General features: G+C 69.8%; 12 protein-coding genes and 1 riboswitch. Of the genes, 5 read left to right on the forward strand and 7 right to left on the reverse strand.

Translation table 11 applies throughout. The features are described 5' to 3' along the window. Nucleotides 1-6 precede the first annotated feature (6 nt). From DIE17_RS24285 to DIE17_RS24295, 3 genes are all read right to left on the reverse strand, one after another. Nucleotides 7-795 carry a molybdopterin-dependent oxidoreductase gene (locus DIE17_RS24285; RefSeq protein WP_124921378.1) on the reverse strand — a complete coding sequence of 263 codons (789 nt, stop codon included), beginning with the start codon at nucleotides 793-795 and terminating at the stop codon, nucleotides 7-9. A 29-nt stretch (nucleotides 796-824) separates the two neighbouring features. Next, nucleotides 825-1,457 (reverse strand): cytochrome b/b6 domain-containing protein, encoded by a 633-nt coding sequence (locus DIE17_RS24290; protein WP_124487534.1) that lies wholly within the window; start codon nucleotides 1,455-1,457, stop codon nucleotides 825-827. Nucleotides 1,458-1,566: 109 nt separating this feature from the next. Further along, nucleotides 1,567-1,833, reverse strand: a complete 267-nt coding sequence (locus tag DIE17_RS24295; protein ID WP_124921379.1) for a pentapeptide MXKDX repeat protein — start codon at nucleotides 1,831-1,833, stop codon at nucleotides 1,567-1,569. 270 nt (nucleotides 1,834-2,103) lie between these two features. Beyond that, nucleotides 2,104-2,220, forward strand: a riboswitch (TPP riboswitch). A 124-nt stretch (nucleotides 2,221-2,344) separates the two neighbouring features. On the opposite strand from DIE17_RS24295, the gene thiC reads away from it, so the two are divergent. From thiC to DIE17_RS24325, 5 genes are all read left to right on the forward strand, one after another. Beyond that, nucleotides 2,345-4,276 carry a phosphomethylpyrimidine synthase ThiC gene (gene thiC, locus DIE17_RS24300; protein ID WP_044848010.1) on the forward strand — a complete coding sequence of 644 codons (1,932 nt, stop codon included), beginning with the start codon at nucleotides 2,345-2,347 and terminating at the stop codon, nucleotides 4,274-4,276. 253 nt (nucleotides 4,277-4,529) lie between these two features. Continuing rightward, nucleotides 4,530-4,745: a glycine zipper 2TM domain-containing protein gene (locus DIE17_RS24305; RefSeq protein WP_044848011.1), complete on the forward strand. Its 216-nt coding sequence runs from the start codon at nucleotides 4,530-4,532 to the stop codon at nucleotides 4,743-4,745. Nucleotides 4,746-4,954: 209 nt separating this feature from the next. Beyond that, nucleotides 4,955-5,215, forward strand: coding sequence for a hypothetical protein (locus DIE17_RS24310; protein WP_044848012.1), 261 nt, complete (start codon nucleotides 4,955-4,957; stop codon nucleotides 5,213-5,215). Between the two features lie 169 nt (nucleotides 5,216-5,384). Further along, nucleotides 5,385-6,311, forward strand: coding sequence for a DMT family transporter (locus DIE17_RS24315; protein ID WP_124487533.1), 927 nt, complete (start codon nucleotides 5,385-5,387; stop codon nucleotides 6,309-6,311). A gap of 458 nt (nucleotides 6,312-6,769) precedes the next feature. Further along, nucleotides 6,770-8,050: an EAL domain-containing protein gene (locus DIE17_RS24325; RefSeq protein ID WP_124487532.1), complete on the forward strand. Its 1,281-nt coding sequence runs from the start codon at nucleotides 6,770-6,772 to the stop codon at nucleotides 8,048-8,050. Between the two features lie 43 nt (nucleotides 8,051-8,093). On the opposite strand, the gene arfB is transcribed toward DIE17_RS24325, so the two are convergent. From arfB to recC, 4 genes are read right to left on the reverse strand one after another with little or no spacing between them, the layout of a single operon-like run. Further along, nucleotides 8,094-8,498, reverse strand: coding sequence for an alternative ribosome rescue aminoacyl-tRNA hydrolase ArfB (gene arfB, locus DIE17_RS24330; RefSeq protein ID WP_124487531.1), 405 nt, complete (start codon nucleotides 8,496-8,498; stop codon nucleotides 8,094-8,096). Continuing rightward, nucleotides 8,495-10,801 (reverse strand): AAA family ATPase, encoded by a 2,307-nt coding sequence (locus tag DIE17_RS24335; protein ID WP_124487530.1) that lies wholly within the window; start codon nucleotides 10,799-10,801, stop codon nucleotides 8,495-8,497. The genes arfB and DIE17_RS24335 overlap by 4 nt, the downstream gene beginning before the upstream one ends. After that, nucleotides 10,798-14,502, reverse strand: a complete 3,705-nt coding sequence (recB, locus tag DIE17_RS24340) for an exodeoxyribonuclease V subunit beta (protein WP_124487529.1) — start codon at nucleotides 14,500-14,502, stop codon at nucleotides 10,798-10,800. The genes DIE17_RS24335 and recB overlap by 4 nt, the downstream gene beginning before the upstream one ends. Further along, nucleotides 14,499-17,837 carry an exodeoxyribonuclease V subunit gamma gene (gene recC / locus DIE17_RS24345; RefSeq protein WP_124921380.1) on the reverse strand — a complete coding sequence of 1,113 codons (3,339 nt, stop codon included), beginning with the start codon at nucleotides 17,835-17,837 and terminating at the stop codon, nucleotides 14,499-14,501. Before recC ends, recB begins: the two co-directional genes overlap by 4 nt. Nucleotides 17,838-18,018 lie beyond the last annotated feature (181 nt).

Raw genomic sequence — 18,018 nt, forward strand, 5'->3', positions numbered from 1 at the left:
GCCGCATCACGATCCGCCGAACCAGTTGTACCCCTGATCGACCCAGTAGCCGCCCGGGAAGGTATCGGTCACGAAGATTTCCATGATGTGTTTCGGATTCTTGTAGCCGAGCTTGGTCGGCATCCGCAGCTTCATCGGGAAACCGAATTCCGGCGGCAGGCGATGGCCGTCGTAGTCGAATGCGAGCAGCGTCTGCGGATGCAGCGCGGTCGGCATGTCGATGCTTTCGTAGTAGTCGTCCGCGCATTTGAAGCCGACGTATTTCGCGTGCGTATCGGCGCCGGCACGCGCCAGAAACGCGCCGAACGGCGTGCCGCCCCAGCGGCCGATCGCGCTCCACCCTTCCACGCAGATGTGCCGCGTGATCTGCTCCGCGTGCGGCAGCGCATACAGCTCGTCGAGCGTCCACACGCGCTTGCCCGTCACGCGGCCCGACAGCACGAGCCGGTACGTCGATGCGTCGACGTGCGGCACGTCGTCGATGCCGTAATACGCGTTGAACGGGAACGGCCGCGTGATGTCAGCCTCGGTGTAGGTCGGCGCGAGCCGCTCGCCGCTGAAGAGCCACGCCTGCACGCGGTCGTTCATGCGCGACACCTTCTCGAGGAACGTGTTGACCGACGCGTCGTCCTTCAGCGTGCAGCCGGTCAGCATCGTCAGGCCGCCGAGCGTCAGGATGCGGCGATTGAACAGCCGCCGCGACGGCATCTCCAGCTCGCGGCGCACGTCGAGTTCGAGCGACTTGCGGTCGAGCGTCCAGCGCGAATCAACGCGCCTGTATTCGGAATCCGACATGATGATTTCCTTCACCCGGAGTTGACGGGTCAGCGCCCGCGCAGCATCGCGAGCAGCGAGCGCGGCACCAGCAGCGCCATCGCGACGTGCACGACGAAGAACGCGACGAGCAGCGACATCGCCCAGAAATGCACGACGCGCGCGTTGTCGTAACCGCCGAACAGTTCGCGCAGCAGCGGAAACTGCACCGACTTCCAGATCGTCAGCCCGGACAGCACCAGCACGATCAGATCGACGATCGCGACCAGGTACGCGGCACGCTGCACCGCGTTGTAGACGCTCAGATCGTCGTGCGCGAGCCGGCCGCGCAGCGCGGCGCGCACGTCGCGCCACACGGACGCCGGCGTGACGGGCAGCATCTTGCGCGCGAGGCGCCCGGTCGCGATCGACATCGTCAGGTAGAACAGCCCGTTGCCGACCAGCAGCCACATCGCCGCGAAATGCCATTGCAGCGCGCCGCCGAGCCAGCCGCCGAGCGTGATGCCGTGCGGAAACACGAACGGCGGATAGATCGGCGACGCATCGTAGATGCGCCAGCCGGACAGCGCCATCAGGATCGCCGCGAGCGCGTTGAGCCAGTGGCTCACGCGCACCCACAGGGGATGAATCTTGCGGGCGGGCGGCGTGACGACCGCGCGCCCGGTGGCGGGAACGGTTTGCATGATGAAGACTCCCGGAACGGGTCGACGAGACGAGTCGAGTCGAGACAAAACGAGACGCGGGCGGCCGTCGTCGAGCACATGCGCCGGCCGCACGCCCTGCCCGGCTCCGTCAGTTCGACGGCGCCATCTTGTCGTCCGACTTCGCCTTGCCCATCTCGTCGTGCGACATCGCGTCTTTCTTCATCGCGTCCTTCTTCATCGCATGCTTCTTCATGGCGTTCTTCTTCATCGCGCCGTCCTTCGCCATCGCGTCGTGCCCCATCGCGTCCTTCGACATCGACGAGCCGTTTTGCGACATCGCGTCGTTCTGCGCATACGCGCCCGTTGCAAGCGTGGCGAAAGCAGCGACACAGGTGGCGATCAGTACGTTTTTCATGACATCTCTCCAAAACATGGGTTTAAGGAGCCGAATAGACGGACGACGTCGCGGGAAATGACAGCCGCTGCGAAATTTTTTTTGTGAGGTCGCGCGAAGGCGCGCCATGTTGCACCGCTTCGCCGCGGCCGGCCGAGCCGTGGGGCCGCGCGGCGGCGAAGCGCGCCGTCATTTCGACGGGCCATCACACCGCCCGCCATGCTGCGGCCGCACCGGGACGGCCGATCCCGTCCCGGTTGAAACCGCCGCCAAGCCAGTGTATCGTGTGCGCTGCTAACGCGGGGGTCCTGCAATGCGTTCGGTCAAACAACCGGCATTGCGGGTGAGAAATACCCTTTGAACCTGATCTGGATAATGCCAGCGCAGGGAAGCGTACGGATTTCACCGCCATCCTTCTGACGAAATCCGCCGCCTCACCAAGCCTCGTCTCCTGCTTAGCTCGAGCCCCACATTCGTCAAGGGCTCCGGGCAAGCGCCGAAGCGCCTGTCCGGCGCTCACACAGGAGATTGCATGAACGCCAATCCGAAGTTTCTGTCTGCCGACGCCCACGTCGACGCCGCGGCCGTTGCCCCGCTGCCCAATTCGCGAAAGGTGTATGTAACCGGCTCGCAGCCCGACATCCGCGTGCCGATGCGTGAAATCACGCAGGCCGACACGCCGACCGGCTTCGGCGGCGAAAAGAATCCGCCGATCTACGTGTACGACACGTCGGGCCCCTACACCGATCCGGACGCGAAGATCGACATCCGCGCGGGCCTGCCCGCGCTGCGCCAGCGCTGGATCGAGGCACGCGGCGACACCGAAGTGCTCGACGGCCTGTCGAGCCAGTACGGCCTCGAGCGCGCGGCCGACCCGGCTACCGCCGACCTGCGTTTCCCGGGCCTGCACCGCAACCCGCGCCGCGCGCAGGCCGGCAAGAACGTCACGCAGATGCACTACGCGCGGCAAGGCATCATCACGCCGGAAATGGAATACATCGCGATTCGCGAGAACCAGCGCCGCGCCGAATACATCGAGAGCCTGAAGTCGAGCGGCCCGAACGGCGCGAAGCTCGCCGCGATGATGGGCCGCCAGCACCCGGGCCAGGCGTTCGGCGCCGCGGCCTTCGGCGCGAACGCGCTGGCCGAGATCACCCCCGAGTTCGTGCGCGACGAAGTCGCGCGCGGCCGCGCGATCATCCCCGCGAACATCAACCACCCGGAATCCGAGCCGATGATCATCGGCCGCAACTTCCTCGTGAAGATCAACGCGAACATCGGCAACTCGGCCGTCACGTCGTCGATCGGCGAGGAAGTCGACAAGATGACGTGGGCGATCCGCTGGGGCGGCGACACGGTGATGGACCTGTCGACCGGCAAGCACATCCATGAAACGCGCGAGTGGATCATCCGCAACAGCCCGGTGCCGATCGGCACGGTGCCGATCTACCAGGCGCTCGAGAAGGTCAACGGCAAGGCCGAGGACCTGACCTGGGAAATCTTCCGCGACACGCTGATCGAGCAGGCCGAGCAAGGCGTCGACTATTTCACGATCCACGCGGGCGTGCGCCTGCAGTACGTGCCGCTCACCGCGAACCGGATGACGGGCATCGTGTCGCGCGGCGGCTCGATCATGGCGAAGTGGTGCCTCGCGCATCACAAGGAAAGCTTCCTGTACGAACACTTCGAAGAGATCTGCGAGATCATGAAGGCGTACGACGTGAGCTTCTCGCTCGGCGACGGCCTGCGTCCCGGCTCGATCTACGACGCGAACGACGAAGCGCAGCTCGGCGAGCTGAAGACGCTCGGCGAACTCACGCAGATCGCGTGGAAGCACGACGTGCAGGTGATGATCGAAGGCCCCGGCCACGTGCCGATGCAGCTGATCAAGGAGAACATGGATCTCCAGCTCGACTGGTGCAAGGAAGCGCCGTTCTACACGCTCGGGCCGCTGACCACCGACATCGCACCGGGCTACGACCACATCACGTCGGGCATCGGCGCCGCGATGATCGGCTGGTTCGGCACCGCGATGCTGTGCTACGTGACGCCGAAGGAGCACCTCGGGCTGCCGAACAAGGACGACGTGAAGGAAGGGATCATCACGTACAAGCTCGCCGCGCACGCGGCCGACCTCGCCAAGGGTCACCCCGGCGCGCAGGTCCGCGACAACGCGCTGTCGAAGGCGCGCTTCGAGTTCCGCTGGGAAGACCAGTTCAACATCGGCCTCGACCCGGACAAGGCGCGCGAATTCCACGACGAGACGCTGCCGAAGGATTCCGCGAAGGTCGCGCACTTCTGCTCGATGTGCGGCCCGCACTTCTGCTCGATGAAGATCACGCAGGACGTGCGCGAGTTCGCGGCGCAACAGGGCGTGTCGGAAAGCGAAGCGCTGAAGAAGGGGATGGAAGTCAAGGCGGTCGAGTTCGTGAAGACCGGCGCCGAGATCTATCACCGTCAGTAAGCCGGCCAGCGAACGCGGCGGTCCGCACGGACCGCATCGTGGCGCACTGCACCAGGCCCGCTTTCGAGCGGGCTTTTTTGCGTGCGCGCGCATGCGTCGTGCCTGCCGGCGCAAGGGAAACAATTGATTACGAAACCGTCGGAGTCTTAACAAGTCCTTACAGCAGCCCGGTGGGACGGCAGGTAGATTGGTTTCATGCGCGGCCGCAATCCGGCCATGCGACCTTCCGTTCACTACCGCAAGGACAACGATCATGAATGCTTCGATTCGGCGTTTTGGGGTATGCGCGCTGCTCGTCACGACGGTGGCCAGCCTGTCGGCCTGCGATTCGATGACGCGGCGCCAGCGCGATACGGCAATCGGTGCGGGTGTCGGCGGCGTCGCGGGCGCGGCGATCGGCGGCAACGCATTGTCGACGCTGGGCGGCGCAGCCGCCGGCGGCATCATCGGCAACCAGGTCGGCAAATAAGCCGGCCGGCTTACCCGGCTGCCGCGCGACGCGCGGCAAGCTCCGGCCTGACGGCGTTTCCGCGCGGCGGAAGCGCCGTTTTTCGTATGCGGCGCCGCAACACGACGCAGCGGCCCGGAAATGATCCGTTACCGTTTTGCGCATCTTGTCATCGCCGCGCGGCCTAAGCTTAAGCATCTGCCGATTGCCGGCTCCGCCGGAGAGACATCATGAACAGGACCCTCGTCGCACTCGCCGCCGCGGCGCTCGCGTGCACGACGCTCGCCGGCTGCTACTACCCGTACGGCTATTATCCCGGCGGCTATTACGCGGCCGCACCGGTACAGCCGGCGCCCGTGTACGTCGATCCGGGCCCCGCCTACTATTACCCGGCGCCCGCGTATGCGCCGGCATGGGGCGGTTATTGGGGACCCGCGCTGTCGCTCAATTTCGGCTTCGGCGGACGCGGCGGCTGGCACCACCATCACTGAGCGCGCCGCTCCATCCGCAGCCGGTCTCGCGCGGCCGGTCGCCCCGGGCCGGCGACCGGCGACATTCCCGTTTCTGGCCGTTTCTTGCCGTTTCATCCGATCGTGAAACGACGGCGCGGTAACGCGGTGTAAGATCCTTTGCATCCCGTCCCCTCGCCCGCCACGCTCGATGTCGCCCAAGAACGCCTTTCTGCTGACCGTCCTCGCCGCCCTGTGGGGCGCGTCGTTCCTGTTCATCCGGGTCGGCGTCGCCGACTTCGGTGTCGCGCCGCTGATGGCGCTGCGCGTGGGTATCGGCGCGCTGTTTCTCACCGGCTTCGCGCTGACGCGCTTCAAGCCCGCCGAGCTCGGCGCGCAGCTGCGCCGTCGCGCATGGCCGTTGTTCGTCGTCGGCGCGCTGAACTCGGGCATCCCGTTCTGCCTGTTCGCGTTCGCCGAACTGACGCTGTCGGCCGGCGTGACGTCGGTGATCAACGCGACGACGCCGCTGTGGGGCGCGCTCGTCGCCTACCTCTGGCTGAAGGACAAGCTGTCGCTGCCGCGCGCACTCGGCCTCGTGATCGGCTTTGCCGGCGTGCTCACGCTCGTGTGGGACCAGGTCGCCAACGCAAACGGCAGCACCGGCGCCAGCGCCACCGCGCTGGCTGCCGCCGCCGCGCTCGGCGCGACGCTGCTGTACGGCATCGCGGCCAACTACACGAAGCGCACGCTCAGCGGCGTCGATCCGCTCGTCAACGCGACCGGCAGCATGATCGGCTCGACCGTGCTGCTGCTGCCGTTCGCGATCGCGACCTGGCCCGCGGCTGCCGTCAGCGCGCATGCGTGGGGCGCCGTGCTCGCGCTCGGCATCGCCTGCACGGGCATCGCGTATTTCATCTTCTTCTACCTGATTGCGCATGTCGGCCCGGCGCGCGCGATTACGGTGACGTTCGTGATCCCGGTGTTCGGCCTGCTGTGGGGCGCGCTGTTCCTCGGCGAACATGTGTCGGTCGTGATGATCGAAGGCTGCGCGATCGTGCTCGTCGGCACCGCGCTTGCGACCGGCGTGATCAAGCGGATTCCCGGATTGGGCCCGCGCGGCGGCGAAGCGACCTGAGCGACGCGCAGGGCCCGCACCCTGCCGGTTGCAGGTTTCCCGCGACGCGCCGGCCACCGTTCGTCGAGCGCCGCGCATGGACCGGAGCGCGACGGCGCAGGTCGTTTTGCATCTGATGCCGATGCAGCCGCATGGCTTGTCCGTTTTTCCGTTTTCCTGATCCGCCGGCCTTCTTCGCACGCAATGCACGCGGCACACGCGGCGCTGTCGCCGCGTGCACGACCGGCGGCCCTTGCGTGTCGCGCTTGCGGGCTGACAGCCCGGTCCACGCGACGGTGTAGCGTTTGCGTCTGGAGTTACCCTGATACGCGCGCCGCGCCATTCCCGTTACACTCGTAGCACTCATCCGCAGAAGGCGGTCACGATGCACCACGTTCTTTCGCGTCCACCTGCGCGTGCGACGGCTTCTGCGTGGCGCGCACGATACCGCCCCCCGATCGCCCCAGGGCATCGTTGACATGAAGCCCGCCCGCGACCTCTCGCTCGATTCCCTGCTCGAACGCCTGACACCGACGCCCAGCGGCTGGATCGCCACGTATCGCGACACGACGCTGCGCAGCGTGTTCCAACCCGTGCTGTCGATCACGCACAAGCGCGTGGTCGGCTATGAAGCGCTGCTGCGCGTCGTGGACGAGAACGGTACGCTGGCTTCGCCTGTCGCGCTGTTCGACAAGACGCGCGCTGCTGCCGACGCGCTGCTGCTCGACCGGCTCGCCCGCTGCCTGCATACGGCCAACTTCGTCGCGCAGGGCATCGGCGACGGCTGGCTGTTCCTGAACGTGACGCCACGCGTGCTCGATTCGGGCCTCGTGCAGCGCGAATTCGTCGAGGCGCTGTGCCGTCATTTCGCGCTGCCGCCGAACCGCATCGTGCTGGAAGTCGTCGAGCAGCCGTCGCGCGACGAAGCCGCGCTCGCCCGCACGATCGACATGATCCAGCATCGCGACTTCCTGATCGCGATCGACGATTTCGGCACCGGATTCTCGAATTTCGACCGCGTGTGGCGCGCGCGACCCGATATCGTCAAGCTCGATCGCTCGCTCGTCGAGCGCGCGAACGCGTCGGCCGACGATCGCCGCATCATGCATCACCTGGTATCGATGCTCCACCAGGCCGGCGCGATGGTGCTCGCGGAGGGTGTCGAAAGCGACGACGCGCTGCAGACGCTGATGGAAGCCGATATCGATTTCGTCCAGGGCTTCCAGTTCGGCCAGCCCGATGCGTCGATCGCGCACGCGAGCGCCGCGGCGCCCGCGATGCTCGACGCCGCGTGGCAACGCTTCATCGCGCACCGGCATACGCCGGCGATCGCCGAGCAACCGGGTTTCGATGCGATCGAGCGGCTCGTGCTCACCGGCGCGGCTGCCTTTTCCGCGAGCGGCAACCTGCAGGACGCCGCGCAGCGCGTATTCGCGGTGCCGGCCGCGCGCCGCGTGTTCGTCACGGACGAGATCGGCGAACAGTTCCTGCCGTCGATCGGCGCGCGCCCCGAGGATGGCCAGGCGAGCGGCACGCGGCTCGCACCGCTGTTCCCGGAGACGCACAGCAACTGGTCGCGGCGCCCGTACTTCCAGCGAGCGATCGCGGCGCCGGGGCGCGTCGCGCTGATGGGCCCGCACTTCTCGCTGACCGAAGGCCGCGACTGCTACACGGCGGCCGTCGCGATTCGCGCGCAAAGCCGCCTCGTCGTGTTCTGCGTCGACTTCGTGCTCGACAGCGCGGGCACCGTGATGCGCTGACGGGCGCGGCGGCGCTCGCCATGCCGGCCGGGCCGATCTTCCGTCAGTCGATCACCTTCCCTCTTCCGGATTTCACCACGCTGCGGCGCGACTTGTGTTCGAGCCGCCGCTCCTTCGATGCACGCGTCGGCCGTGTCGCCACACGCGCGCGCGGCGTGAGCGCGACGCTGCCGATCAATGCATCGAGCCGCGCGAGCGCTGCCTCGCGGTTTTTCTCCTGGGTGCGGTATTCCTGCGACTTGATCACGACGATGCCGTCGCGCGTGATGCGCTGGTCGGACAGCGCGAGCAGCCGCTCCTTGATGACGGGCGGCAGCGACGACGCGCGGATGTCGAAGCGCAGGTGAATCGCGCTCGATACCTTGTTGACGTTCTGGCCGCCCGCGCCCTGCGCGCGCACGGCGGTCCATTCGACTTCGGCCGGATCGAGCGTATAGCGGATCATCATCGCGTCGTCTCCTTGCGGCGCCGCGCGAGTGCCTCGTCGACGCGGGCCGCGAGGCCCGAATCGCGTTGCGTGCGCGTCGCGACCGCCTGCGCCAGCACACGCCGCGGGCCGATCACCTGCACGCGCGTACGCGCGCGCGTGACGGCCGTATAGACGAGTTCGCGCGTGAGCACGCGGCTGAACGACGCCGGCAGCACGAGCGCGGCCTCGTCGAATTCGGAGCCTTGCGATTTGTGGACGGTCAGCGCGAACGCCGTTTCGTGCGGCGGCAGCGCTGCAGGCGACACGGCGCGCGCGGAGCCGTCCGCGCGGCGGAACCACACGCGCAGCACGCCGTGCGCGTCCGGCAGCGCGATGCCGATGTCACCGTTGAACAGCCCGAGCGCATAGTCGTTGCGCGTCACCATGATCGGCCGCCCGGTGAACCAGTGTGCGCCGACCGCGAGCGGCACGCGTGCGGCATGCCGCACATGCGTGGCCACCAGCGCATTGACGTGCTCGGCGCCGCGCGAGCCCGTGCGCGTCGCGCACAGGATCCGGAAGCGGTTGAGCGCATCGAACAACGGCAACGGGTCGGGCACCGGCGCGGACAACGCGGCGCGCAAGGCATCGCGGTAGGCGCCGAACCGGCGCGCGAGCCGCTCGACGGTCGACGCCGCAAGCGTGTCGCCCGCATCGTCATGAAACGACGCGGCCGCGGCCTCGTCCGTCGGCAACGCGTCGAGCGCGCCCTGCACGTCGCCGCGACGGATCGCGAGCGACAGGCGGCCGATCGCCGAATCGAGACCGAAGCGGTAATTGCGTTCGAGCCACACGACGCAGTCCGCGAGCGGTGCGGGTGCGGGGGACGCGGCGGCAACGCCGTCCGCGGCGCGCGTTGCAACGGTCGACGCCCATGCCGAATCGCCCGCAGCGGCCGGATCGAACGGCGTGAGCTCGACCGCGTCGAGCCACGCGAGCTCGCCGGCCTCGATCCATGCAGGATCGACGGCGGCCGAGGTGCGATCGGTGTCGGTCGGCGCAAGCGCCGCAGGCGGCAACGAAGCCGCGGGTGGCGCGGCATCGGCCGGCGAAACCGCTTCAGCCTGCGGCTCGTCGTCGAACAGCGACGCCTGGCGCGTATCCACGTTCCGCCGCGCCGACGCCTTGCGCGCGGGAGCAGCCGGTAACGGAACGGATGCCGGCGCTGGAATTGGCGCGGCAACCGCCCCGGCCGCCCCCGCCGCCTCGCCGTCCGGCACCGGCAACGCCGCGACGAACGCCGCCTCGTCGACCCCGAGCGCGTCCGCGATGCGCGTGCGCGCCGTGGCGGTAAACGTCGGCCGGGCGCTGAGTTCGGCGAACACGGCGCCTGCTTCGACCGCGGCAAGCTGGTCCTTGTCGCCGAGCAACACGAGCCGTGCGCCGGGCGCGAGCGCATCGAGCAGATGCGCGGCGAGCGCGACGTCGATCATCGACGCCTCGTCGACCACGATCAGGTCGTACGGCAACGGATTGTCGCGATGATGGCGGAAGCCCGCCGCGCCGCCGCCACCCAGCAGGCGGTGCAGCGTGTAGGACGTGTCCGGCAGGCGCGCGGCAAGTTCCGGCGGCAGGTCGCCCGCCCGCCCGTGCAGCGCTTCCTGCATCCGCTGCGCGGCCTTGCCGGTCGGTGCCGCCAGCGCGATGCGCAAGCCCGGATGCGCGTCGAGCAGGCACGCCAGCACGCCGACGACGGTCGTCGTCTTGCCGGTGCCGGGGCCGCCGCTGACGATCGTCACGCGTCCCGTCAGCGCAACGATCGCCGCGACGCGCTGCCAGTCCACGTCGCCCGTCGCGGGCCCGAAGTAACGCGCGAGACTGTCGCGCAACCGGTCCGGCGACAGCGCGTCGCCCGGCGCGGCGATGCCGGCCTGCGCGACGAGCGCATCGGCGAGCCGACGTTCGTAGTCGAAATAGCGCGACAGATACAGATGGTCGAGCCGGTCGACGATCAGCGGCCGCTCGTCGCCGCGCGCGAGCGTGCCGAACGCCACCACGCCGCTCGCGGCAAGCGCGGCGCGCACGTCGTCGACCGGTTCCTCGTAGCGCTGCGCGAGCGCGCCGAGCGACACGCACACGTGACCGCCCGCGGTCGCCCGGCTCGTCGCGAACGCGGCGCGTGCCGCCCAGCGCGCGGCCGCGGCCGGCGCACCCGCGCGGCGCGACAGGTCGCCGATGCGCCGCGCGAACCCTTCCGCGAGCGCGATGCCGAAATCCGCGGGCTCGGGCAGGCGCGCGACGAGGCCACCGGTGAATTCGAGCGTATCGTCGGTGACGTTCATGCGCGGCCCCCTTCCATCATCCGGTCGAGCGCATCGACGAGTTCGCGCGCGGGCCGCCGCGCATGCACGCCGGCCGGTTCGCCGCCGCTGCGCCAGCCGGGCCGCACGCCGCGCACGAACAGGTACAGGTAGCCCGCCATGTGCGTGTCGTAGTCGTAGTCGGGCAGCCGCCCGCGCAGATAGCGATGCAGCGCGACCGTATAGAGCAGTGCCTGCAGGTGATACGCGTGATCGGCCATCGCGACGTCGAGCGCGCGCGGACCATAGGCATCCGGCGTATTGCCGAGGTGGTTCGACTTCCAGTCGACGATCCAGAAGCGGCCGTCGTGTTCGACGATCATGTCGATGAAACCCTTGATGAAACCGGCGAGCATGCCCGCGTCCAGCGCAACGTCCGGATAGCCGTGCGCGACCAGCAACCGGCGCAGCGCGCCCAGCTCGAGCGACGGCGCCGGGAACAGAAAACCCATTTCGTCGAGCCGCCTGGCGGGATCGAGATCCGCAAGCCGCATGCCCGGCACGAGCTCCGTGCGCACGACGTCGCCGACGAGCCGCGCCATCATCGCCGGCAGGCGCGTCGCGAGTTCGGGCTCGGCCTCGACCGGCCGGTCGTGCAGCGCGCCGAGCGCCGCCCGGTGCCACGAATCGGGCTCGGTGAACCGGCTGAGTTCGAACAGGCGGTGCAGGCATTCGCCCGCTGCCGCACCGCGCGGAAACACGAGGATGTCATCGTCCGGCGGCTCGACCGCAGCCGTGTCGGCCACGACGAACGCGCCGTCCGGCGCCACGGCGGCAAGCGCATCGTGATCGGGCCGCAGCTCGTCGTCCGGCACGAGCGCGACGCCTGCTTCCTCGCGTGCCATCGACGCGGTCAGCGAACTGAAGCTCGCCATCCGCCACGCGTCGCGCAACACGCGCGTCGCATGACGTGCCGCGAGCGTCTGCGATGCATCGTGCCCGGCCGCGAGCCGCTCGCGACGCGCCGGCACCGGCAACGGTGCAACGCTCACGGGCCCGCTCGCGAGTGCTTGCCACGCCGCGTCGAGCGCCGCTTCGTCGGGCGGCTCGTCGAGCCACGCGTCGAACGACTGGCCGGCGCCGGCCACGAGCCAGTTCAGCACGCTGCGCCTCGCCTCGCGGGTCGAGCGCGACGACAGATAAGGCCCGGCGACGAGATAGCACCGATAGACCGCGCGCGTGAGCGCCACGTAGACGAGCCGCGCGCGTTCGGCCGCCTGTTCGCGCAGCGCCTGGCGTGCGGCATGCTCGGCGGCTTCGTCGTCGCACCCGTAATGCAGCACGGCGTCGCCCGCGTCGTCGTGATACTCGCGGGCGTCGGGCAGCGCCGACGCGGGCGGCTCGCGCAGCCCGCCGTCGTTCAGGAACGGACAGAACACGACCGCGTATTCGAGGCCCTTCGACTTGTGCACGGTCACGATCTGCACGAGGTTGCGATCGGATTCGAGACGCAACTGGGCTTCCTCGCCGCCGCCGTCGAGCCGTTGCGCGGCGAGCCAGCGCAGCGTCGGCGCGATGCCCGGCTGCGCGGACGCGCGCGCCTGCGTCAGCTCGGCCAGATGGTTGATGTCGGTCACGCGGCGTTCGCCGTCCGCGCCGGCCATCAGCCGCTCGGCGATCCGCAACTCGCGCGTGAACGTGCGCCACATCACCGCGAAGCCGCGTTCGCGCCACAGCAGCCGATAGCGCGAGAAGCGCTCGACCCAGCTCATCGCGTCCGCACTGTCGCCAGCTTCGCGCGACGCGTCGCCGTCGCCCTGCTCCATTCGCCACAGCGCACCCGCATCGAGGCCGAACCAGTCGGCCGCCAGCGCCGCGCGCAGGCGCCGCAGGTCGCCCGGCGCATCGATCGCCGCCAGCACGCGCTCGAGCTGCTCCGCGTCGCCGGTCGAAAACACCGACGCCTGCGCGAGCTCGACGCTGCCGATGCCCCACGTCGCGAGCATGCGCTTCACGAGGCTGCCCTGCCGGTGCGTCTGCACCAGCACCGCGACGTCGCCCGGCGACAGCGGCGTACGCCCGAGCCGCACGTGCCCTTCGCGCGCGCCGCGCATCAGCCGGGCAATCTCGGCCGCGCACGCCTGCGCGGCCTGTGCCTGTGCGTCGCGCTTGAGCAGCGTGCCGTCGCCGCCCGGCAGCGCCCAGATCCGGAAATCGCCGGCCGGGCCTGGATCGGTGCCGTCGACGAACGGTGCACGCACGCGCGTGCCGGCTCGCACCGCGTAATAGTCGAGCCCGTCGAGCACGAACGCGCGCGGGTTCGACATGAAGAAGCGGTTGCACGCATCGACGATCGCCGGCGTCGAGCGCTGGTTGACCGCGAGCGTGTAGCACGCGCTCGCGCTGGCTCGCGCGGCGAGATACGTGTGCAGATCCGCCGCACGGAAGCTGTAGATGGCCTGCTTCGGATCGCCGACGAGAAAGAGTGGGCCGCCCGGCGCGAAGATCCGGTCGAAGATCGCGAACTGCAGCGGGTCGGTATCCTGGAATTCGTCGATCAGCGCGGCCGGATAGCGCGCGCGCAGCGTCTCGGCGAGCCACGGATGCGCATGCAACGCGTGATACAGGTTCGCGAGCAGGTCGTCGAACGACACGACGCGGCGCGTGCGCTTGCGTTCGGCCAGCGCGCCCGGCGCGGTGTCGAGCCAGTCGGCGATCAGCGCGAGCCAGCGCGCGCGCTGCGCGGCCTCGGCCGCGGCCACCGCCGCTTCGAGCGCATCGGCGACGTCGAAGAACGCATGCTCGGGCGTTGCGCCGCCCTTTTTCGTCGCCTTCACGAGCGCGGTGCGCGTGAGCTTGAGCGCCGCCTTCGGCAGCGCGGCCGCGGCATTGCCCTGCGCGAAATGCGCGGACCATGCTGCGAGCGCATCGGCGAGCGCGTCGGGCTTGTGCGAACGCTGGTTGAGCGCGGGCTGCGCGGTGCGCAGCAACACGTCGATCGCGTCGCGCTCGGCGGCCCACATCCGCGCGGCTTCCGCAAAGCACTCGGCGGCAGCGGCCTCAGCCGATTCGTCCGGTTCGTCGACGCCGTCCCAGCGCAGCGCGGCGAGCGGCTTCTTCAGCCGGCGCGCGAGCTGCGCGTCGAGCGCGGCCGGGCCCGCGCCCGAATCGACGAGCCACGTCGCGAAGCCCGGCCAGCGTGCGGCCAGCGGTTCGACGCGCGTGCGCCAGAAGTCGGCCGCAAGCTCGAAGCGCAGCGCCGCGTCGTCGGCCTGCATGTCGAACGCGAACGGCATCGCGGCCGCGAACGGCGCTTCCTGCAGCGCACGCTGGCAGAACGCGTGGATCGTGTGGATCGCCGCCTGGTCGAATGCGCGCAGCGCACGCCGGATCCGCTTCGCGGCAGTCTCGGGGTCGAGCGCGCCGGCTGCGCCGAGCGTCGTCTCGAGCAGGCGCGCGACGAACGGGTCGCCGCCGTCGTCACCGGTATCGAGCACATGGGCGAGCTGCGCCAGCCGGCCGCGGATCCGTTCGTGCAATTCGGCCGTCGCCGCCTTCGTGAAGGTCACGACGAGGATTTCGTCCGCGCCGAGATCCTTCTCCAGCAACAGGCGCACGTAAAGCGCGCAAATGTTCCAGGTCTTGCCGGTACCGGCCGACGCCTCGATCTGGTTGACGCCGTCGAGCGGGCACGCGAACACGTCGAGCTCGAGCGCCGCCTGCGGCTGGGATGCGGCGCTCATGCGACCTCCTTCAGGTGTTCCAGCATCGGCTCGAACACGAGCCGCGCGAGCGTGCCGAACGGCTCGTCGAGCGATGGATGCGCGCCGCGCCATGCGATCGCGATGGCCGGATCGTCGGCTTCGCTCACCACCCGCTCGTTGATCCATACGCTCGCGGCCTTCGCCTCGCCGTCGGACACGCACGCCCATGCGCTGCGCGGGAAGAAGCGCAGCGGCATGCGCCGCCCCGCGCGAAACAGCGCGGCCAGCGGCGCGAGGCGCTCGAGCGGCGCCGCGACCGGCGTGAGCTCGAAGGCGCCGCCGCTGCCGAACCACAGCGTGCGGCGCGGACCGCCGGGATCCACCGCGCAATAGACGAGATGCGCGAGCCACGCGGACAGGTAGTCGCGCGCGCTCGGCCGTGCATAGCGATAGATGATCTGGCCGGCCGGCGTCAGCCGGTTCAGCGTGCCGTGCAGCTCGAGCGGTGCACTCACCGCATCGCGCGACAGCATCGCGTCGTCGGCGCCGAACAGCGCCTGGTCGGTGTCGGGCCATGCGGGCGCGATCGCGAGCGCGAACGGCCGCCGTTCCATGCCGTCGGCCAGCGCACGCCGCACGTTCGACGCAAGCTGCGTCATCGAGCCGAGCGCCTGGTCGCGCCACACCGCGCCCGTCGCGCCGCCCGGCAGTTCCGGGCTGGCGTCCGCGATGCGCAGCGCATGATCGTGCACGCCCCCTTCGTCCGATTCGATCAACAGCGGCAGCACGCGCTCGGCGAGCGCGTCGCTGCCCGCGAAGTCGAGTGCGAACGGCTCCGTGTCGAGCAGTTCGGCCTGCGCGTCGGACAGCACGATGCCGAGCCGCGCACGCAGCAGCGCGCGGGCCGGATGCCGCCAGAAACGTTCGAATTCGCTGAACGCGACGGGCTCGACCGGCTCGGCCGGCAGCGGCTGCGCGAAAAACGGCTGCTCGCGCGTCGCGTCGCGCGCGGCTTCGGCTGCCAGCAGCGACGCGAGTGTCGCGCGCTCGGCGTCGTACGAAGCCAGTTCGCTGCCGGGCCGGAAATACTCGGCCGCGAACGGTTGCAGCGGATGTTCGACGATGAACGCGCGCCGCGCGGCATCGACCGCGTCCGGCGCGGCGTCGTCGCCGGCCGTGACGAGCGCGAGATGGTCGAGCAGTTCGTCGACGAGCGCCGCGGGCGGCAACGGCGCGTTGTCGCGAATGCTGCGCCCCGTATAGGCAATCAGCAGCCGGTCGCGCGCGGCGAGCAGCAGGTCGAGGAACAGGTTGCGCTCGTCGTCGCGGCGCTGCCGGTCGCCGAGCTTCGGCAACACGGCCATCAGGTCGAACTCGTCCGCGCGGGCGAGGCTCGGCAGCACGCCGTCGTCCATCCCGAGCAGGCACACGACGCGGTACGGCAGCCCGCGCAAGCTCGTCAGCGACGAGAACGTGACGCCGCCCCACGGCACCCCGCCGCGCGCCGGATCGTCGAGCGCGGCGGCCAGCCCCGCGCGCACGACGGCCGCGGGCAACGCCTCGTCGGGCGCACCTTCCGTCATCGCGGCGAGCATCGCGTCGAGCGCGTCGCGCACGCCCGAGAGCGCATCGGCATACGCGGCGCCGGAGTCGAAGAACCGTGCGAGCGTGTCGGCGAACAGTTCGCTCCATGCGCGCGGCGTGTGTGCGTCGGCAAGCCGTCGCGAGAAGCCGTCGAGATCGTCCGTGAAGCGCGCGAGCCGGCCGAGCAGTTCGGCCTCGCTGCCGGTTGCCGCCTCGATCGGCAGCCACGCGCCGACCGGTGCCGCGCCTTCGGGCATCGCATAGCCGAGGAACAGCCGCGCGAGCGCATCGGAAAACGTATGGCGCGGCGCCGGCACCGCCGCATCGTCGCTCGCCGTCGGCGACAGCCCGCGCCGCGCGCCGGCGGCCGCGAGCCAGGTCTGCACCGTCTCGAGCGCGGCCGCGTCGATGCCGTAACGGGCCGCCACCGCGTCGACGCGCAGCCATTCGACCAGCTCCGGCGCGCCGACCTGCCGTTCCGGCAACGCGAGCCATTCGAGCAGCACGCGCGCGACCGGGTTCGCCTGCGATGGCGGCAGGCCGGTGATCCGGTAAGGCACGCGCGCGCCGCCGGCGCCCGCCGTGCCGAACACGGCATCGATCAGCGGCCCGGCCGCCGCGAGATCCGCGACCGCCACCAGCACGTCGGACGGCTGCAGCGTCGCGTCCGCATCGAACCACGCGAGCAGGCGGTCGTGCAGCACCTCGAGCTGGCGCGCGAGGCTGTGGCACACGTGCACCTCGATCCCGCGCTCGACCGGCGCTTCGCCGAGCGCGGCCTCCGGCTGCAGGTCGAGGATCGCGTTCTGTACGCGCGCAAGCCAGGTCGGCGCGGGATTCCCGACGAAACGCGACGCATCGCCCGACGCGGCGCTTTCAGTCAGTTCGTGCAACATGTGTAGCTGCGCCTGCGTCTGCCGGCCCCACTCGGCGAGCAGCGGATGGCCGACTTCCTGGTAGTCGAGCCGGCCGGCCGCGTCGAGCGCCTCGGCATGCGCGGCGGTGACGATGTCGAACCAGAATTCGCGGCACGGGTTGAGCGCATAGACGCGCACGTCGATCCAGCGCGACAGCTCGCGCAGCAGCGCGACGTGCAGCGGCGGCATCGTCGGCAGCGCGAACACGCTGACCGATTCCGGCCAGTCGACACGCGGGACGGTTTCGGGATCGAGGTTGCGCGCCTCCACCAGGAAGCGATGCGCGGGCGGCGTGCCGCTGTCGCTCAGCTCCGCGAGCAGCGCGCGCCACAATGCGGCTTGCCAGCGCTCGTCGTCGCGTGCGGCGTCGCTGATCCCGCGCGGCGCGGCGTCGCCCGCGAGCACCGATTCGCCGGCCTGCCATGCGGCCAGCCATTCGGGCCGGTAAGTCAGGTAATGATCGAGCACGGCCGCGACGCGCTGCGCGAGCTCGTAGCGCATTGCATCGTCGGACGCGGACAGATACGCGGCCAGCCGCGGCGACGCGAGCCACGGCGCGCCGCCCGCGCCCTGCGCGAACAGCCGGTAGCAGCGCCACACGAGGCGATCGGGTGCGAACGGCGAGCGTGCCGGCACCGTCAGCACGCGGCCGATCTGTGCCCACAGCCATTGCGCGAGATACGTGAACTCGACGTTCGCGCACACGCCGTGGCGCGCGGCGATGTCGAGTTCCAGACGGCGGCGCAGCGCCGCGCTCGGCACGATGACCTGCTGCGGCGCCCACGGGCCGTTGCGGGCCGGGAACGCGGCCAGGTCGTCGAGCAGCGCGTCGGCCAGCGTCTCGTGACGGTTCGAATAGAAGAGATGGAGCATGAAGCGGGTGTCGGAGCCTCGCACCGGACGGGCCGGGCGCACAGGAGCACCAAGGATAGCAAAAGGGCCGTCGCGATGAACCTCGTCCGAACGGCCAGGTTTTGCGGACCGCGAAATACGATAGACTCGTCGCCAGTCAATACGCCGCCCCGGGCGTCTTCGTCTGTCATTCAGCCCATCG

The sequence above is a fragment of the Burkholderia sp. Bp9099 genome (genome assembly GCF_003857805.1).
Lineage (GTDB): Bacteria > Pseudomonadota > Gammaproteobacteria > Burkholderiales > Burkholderiaceae > Burkholderia.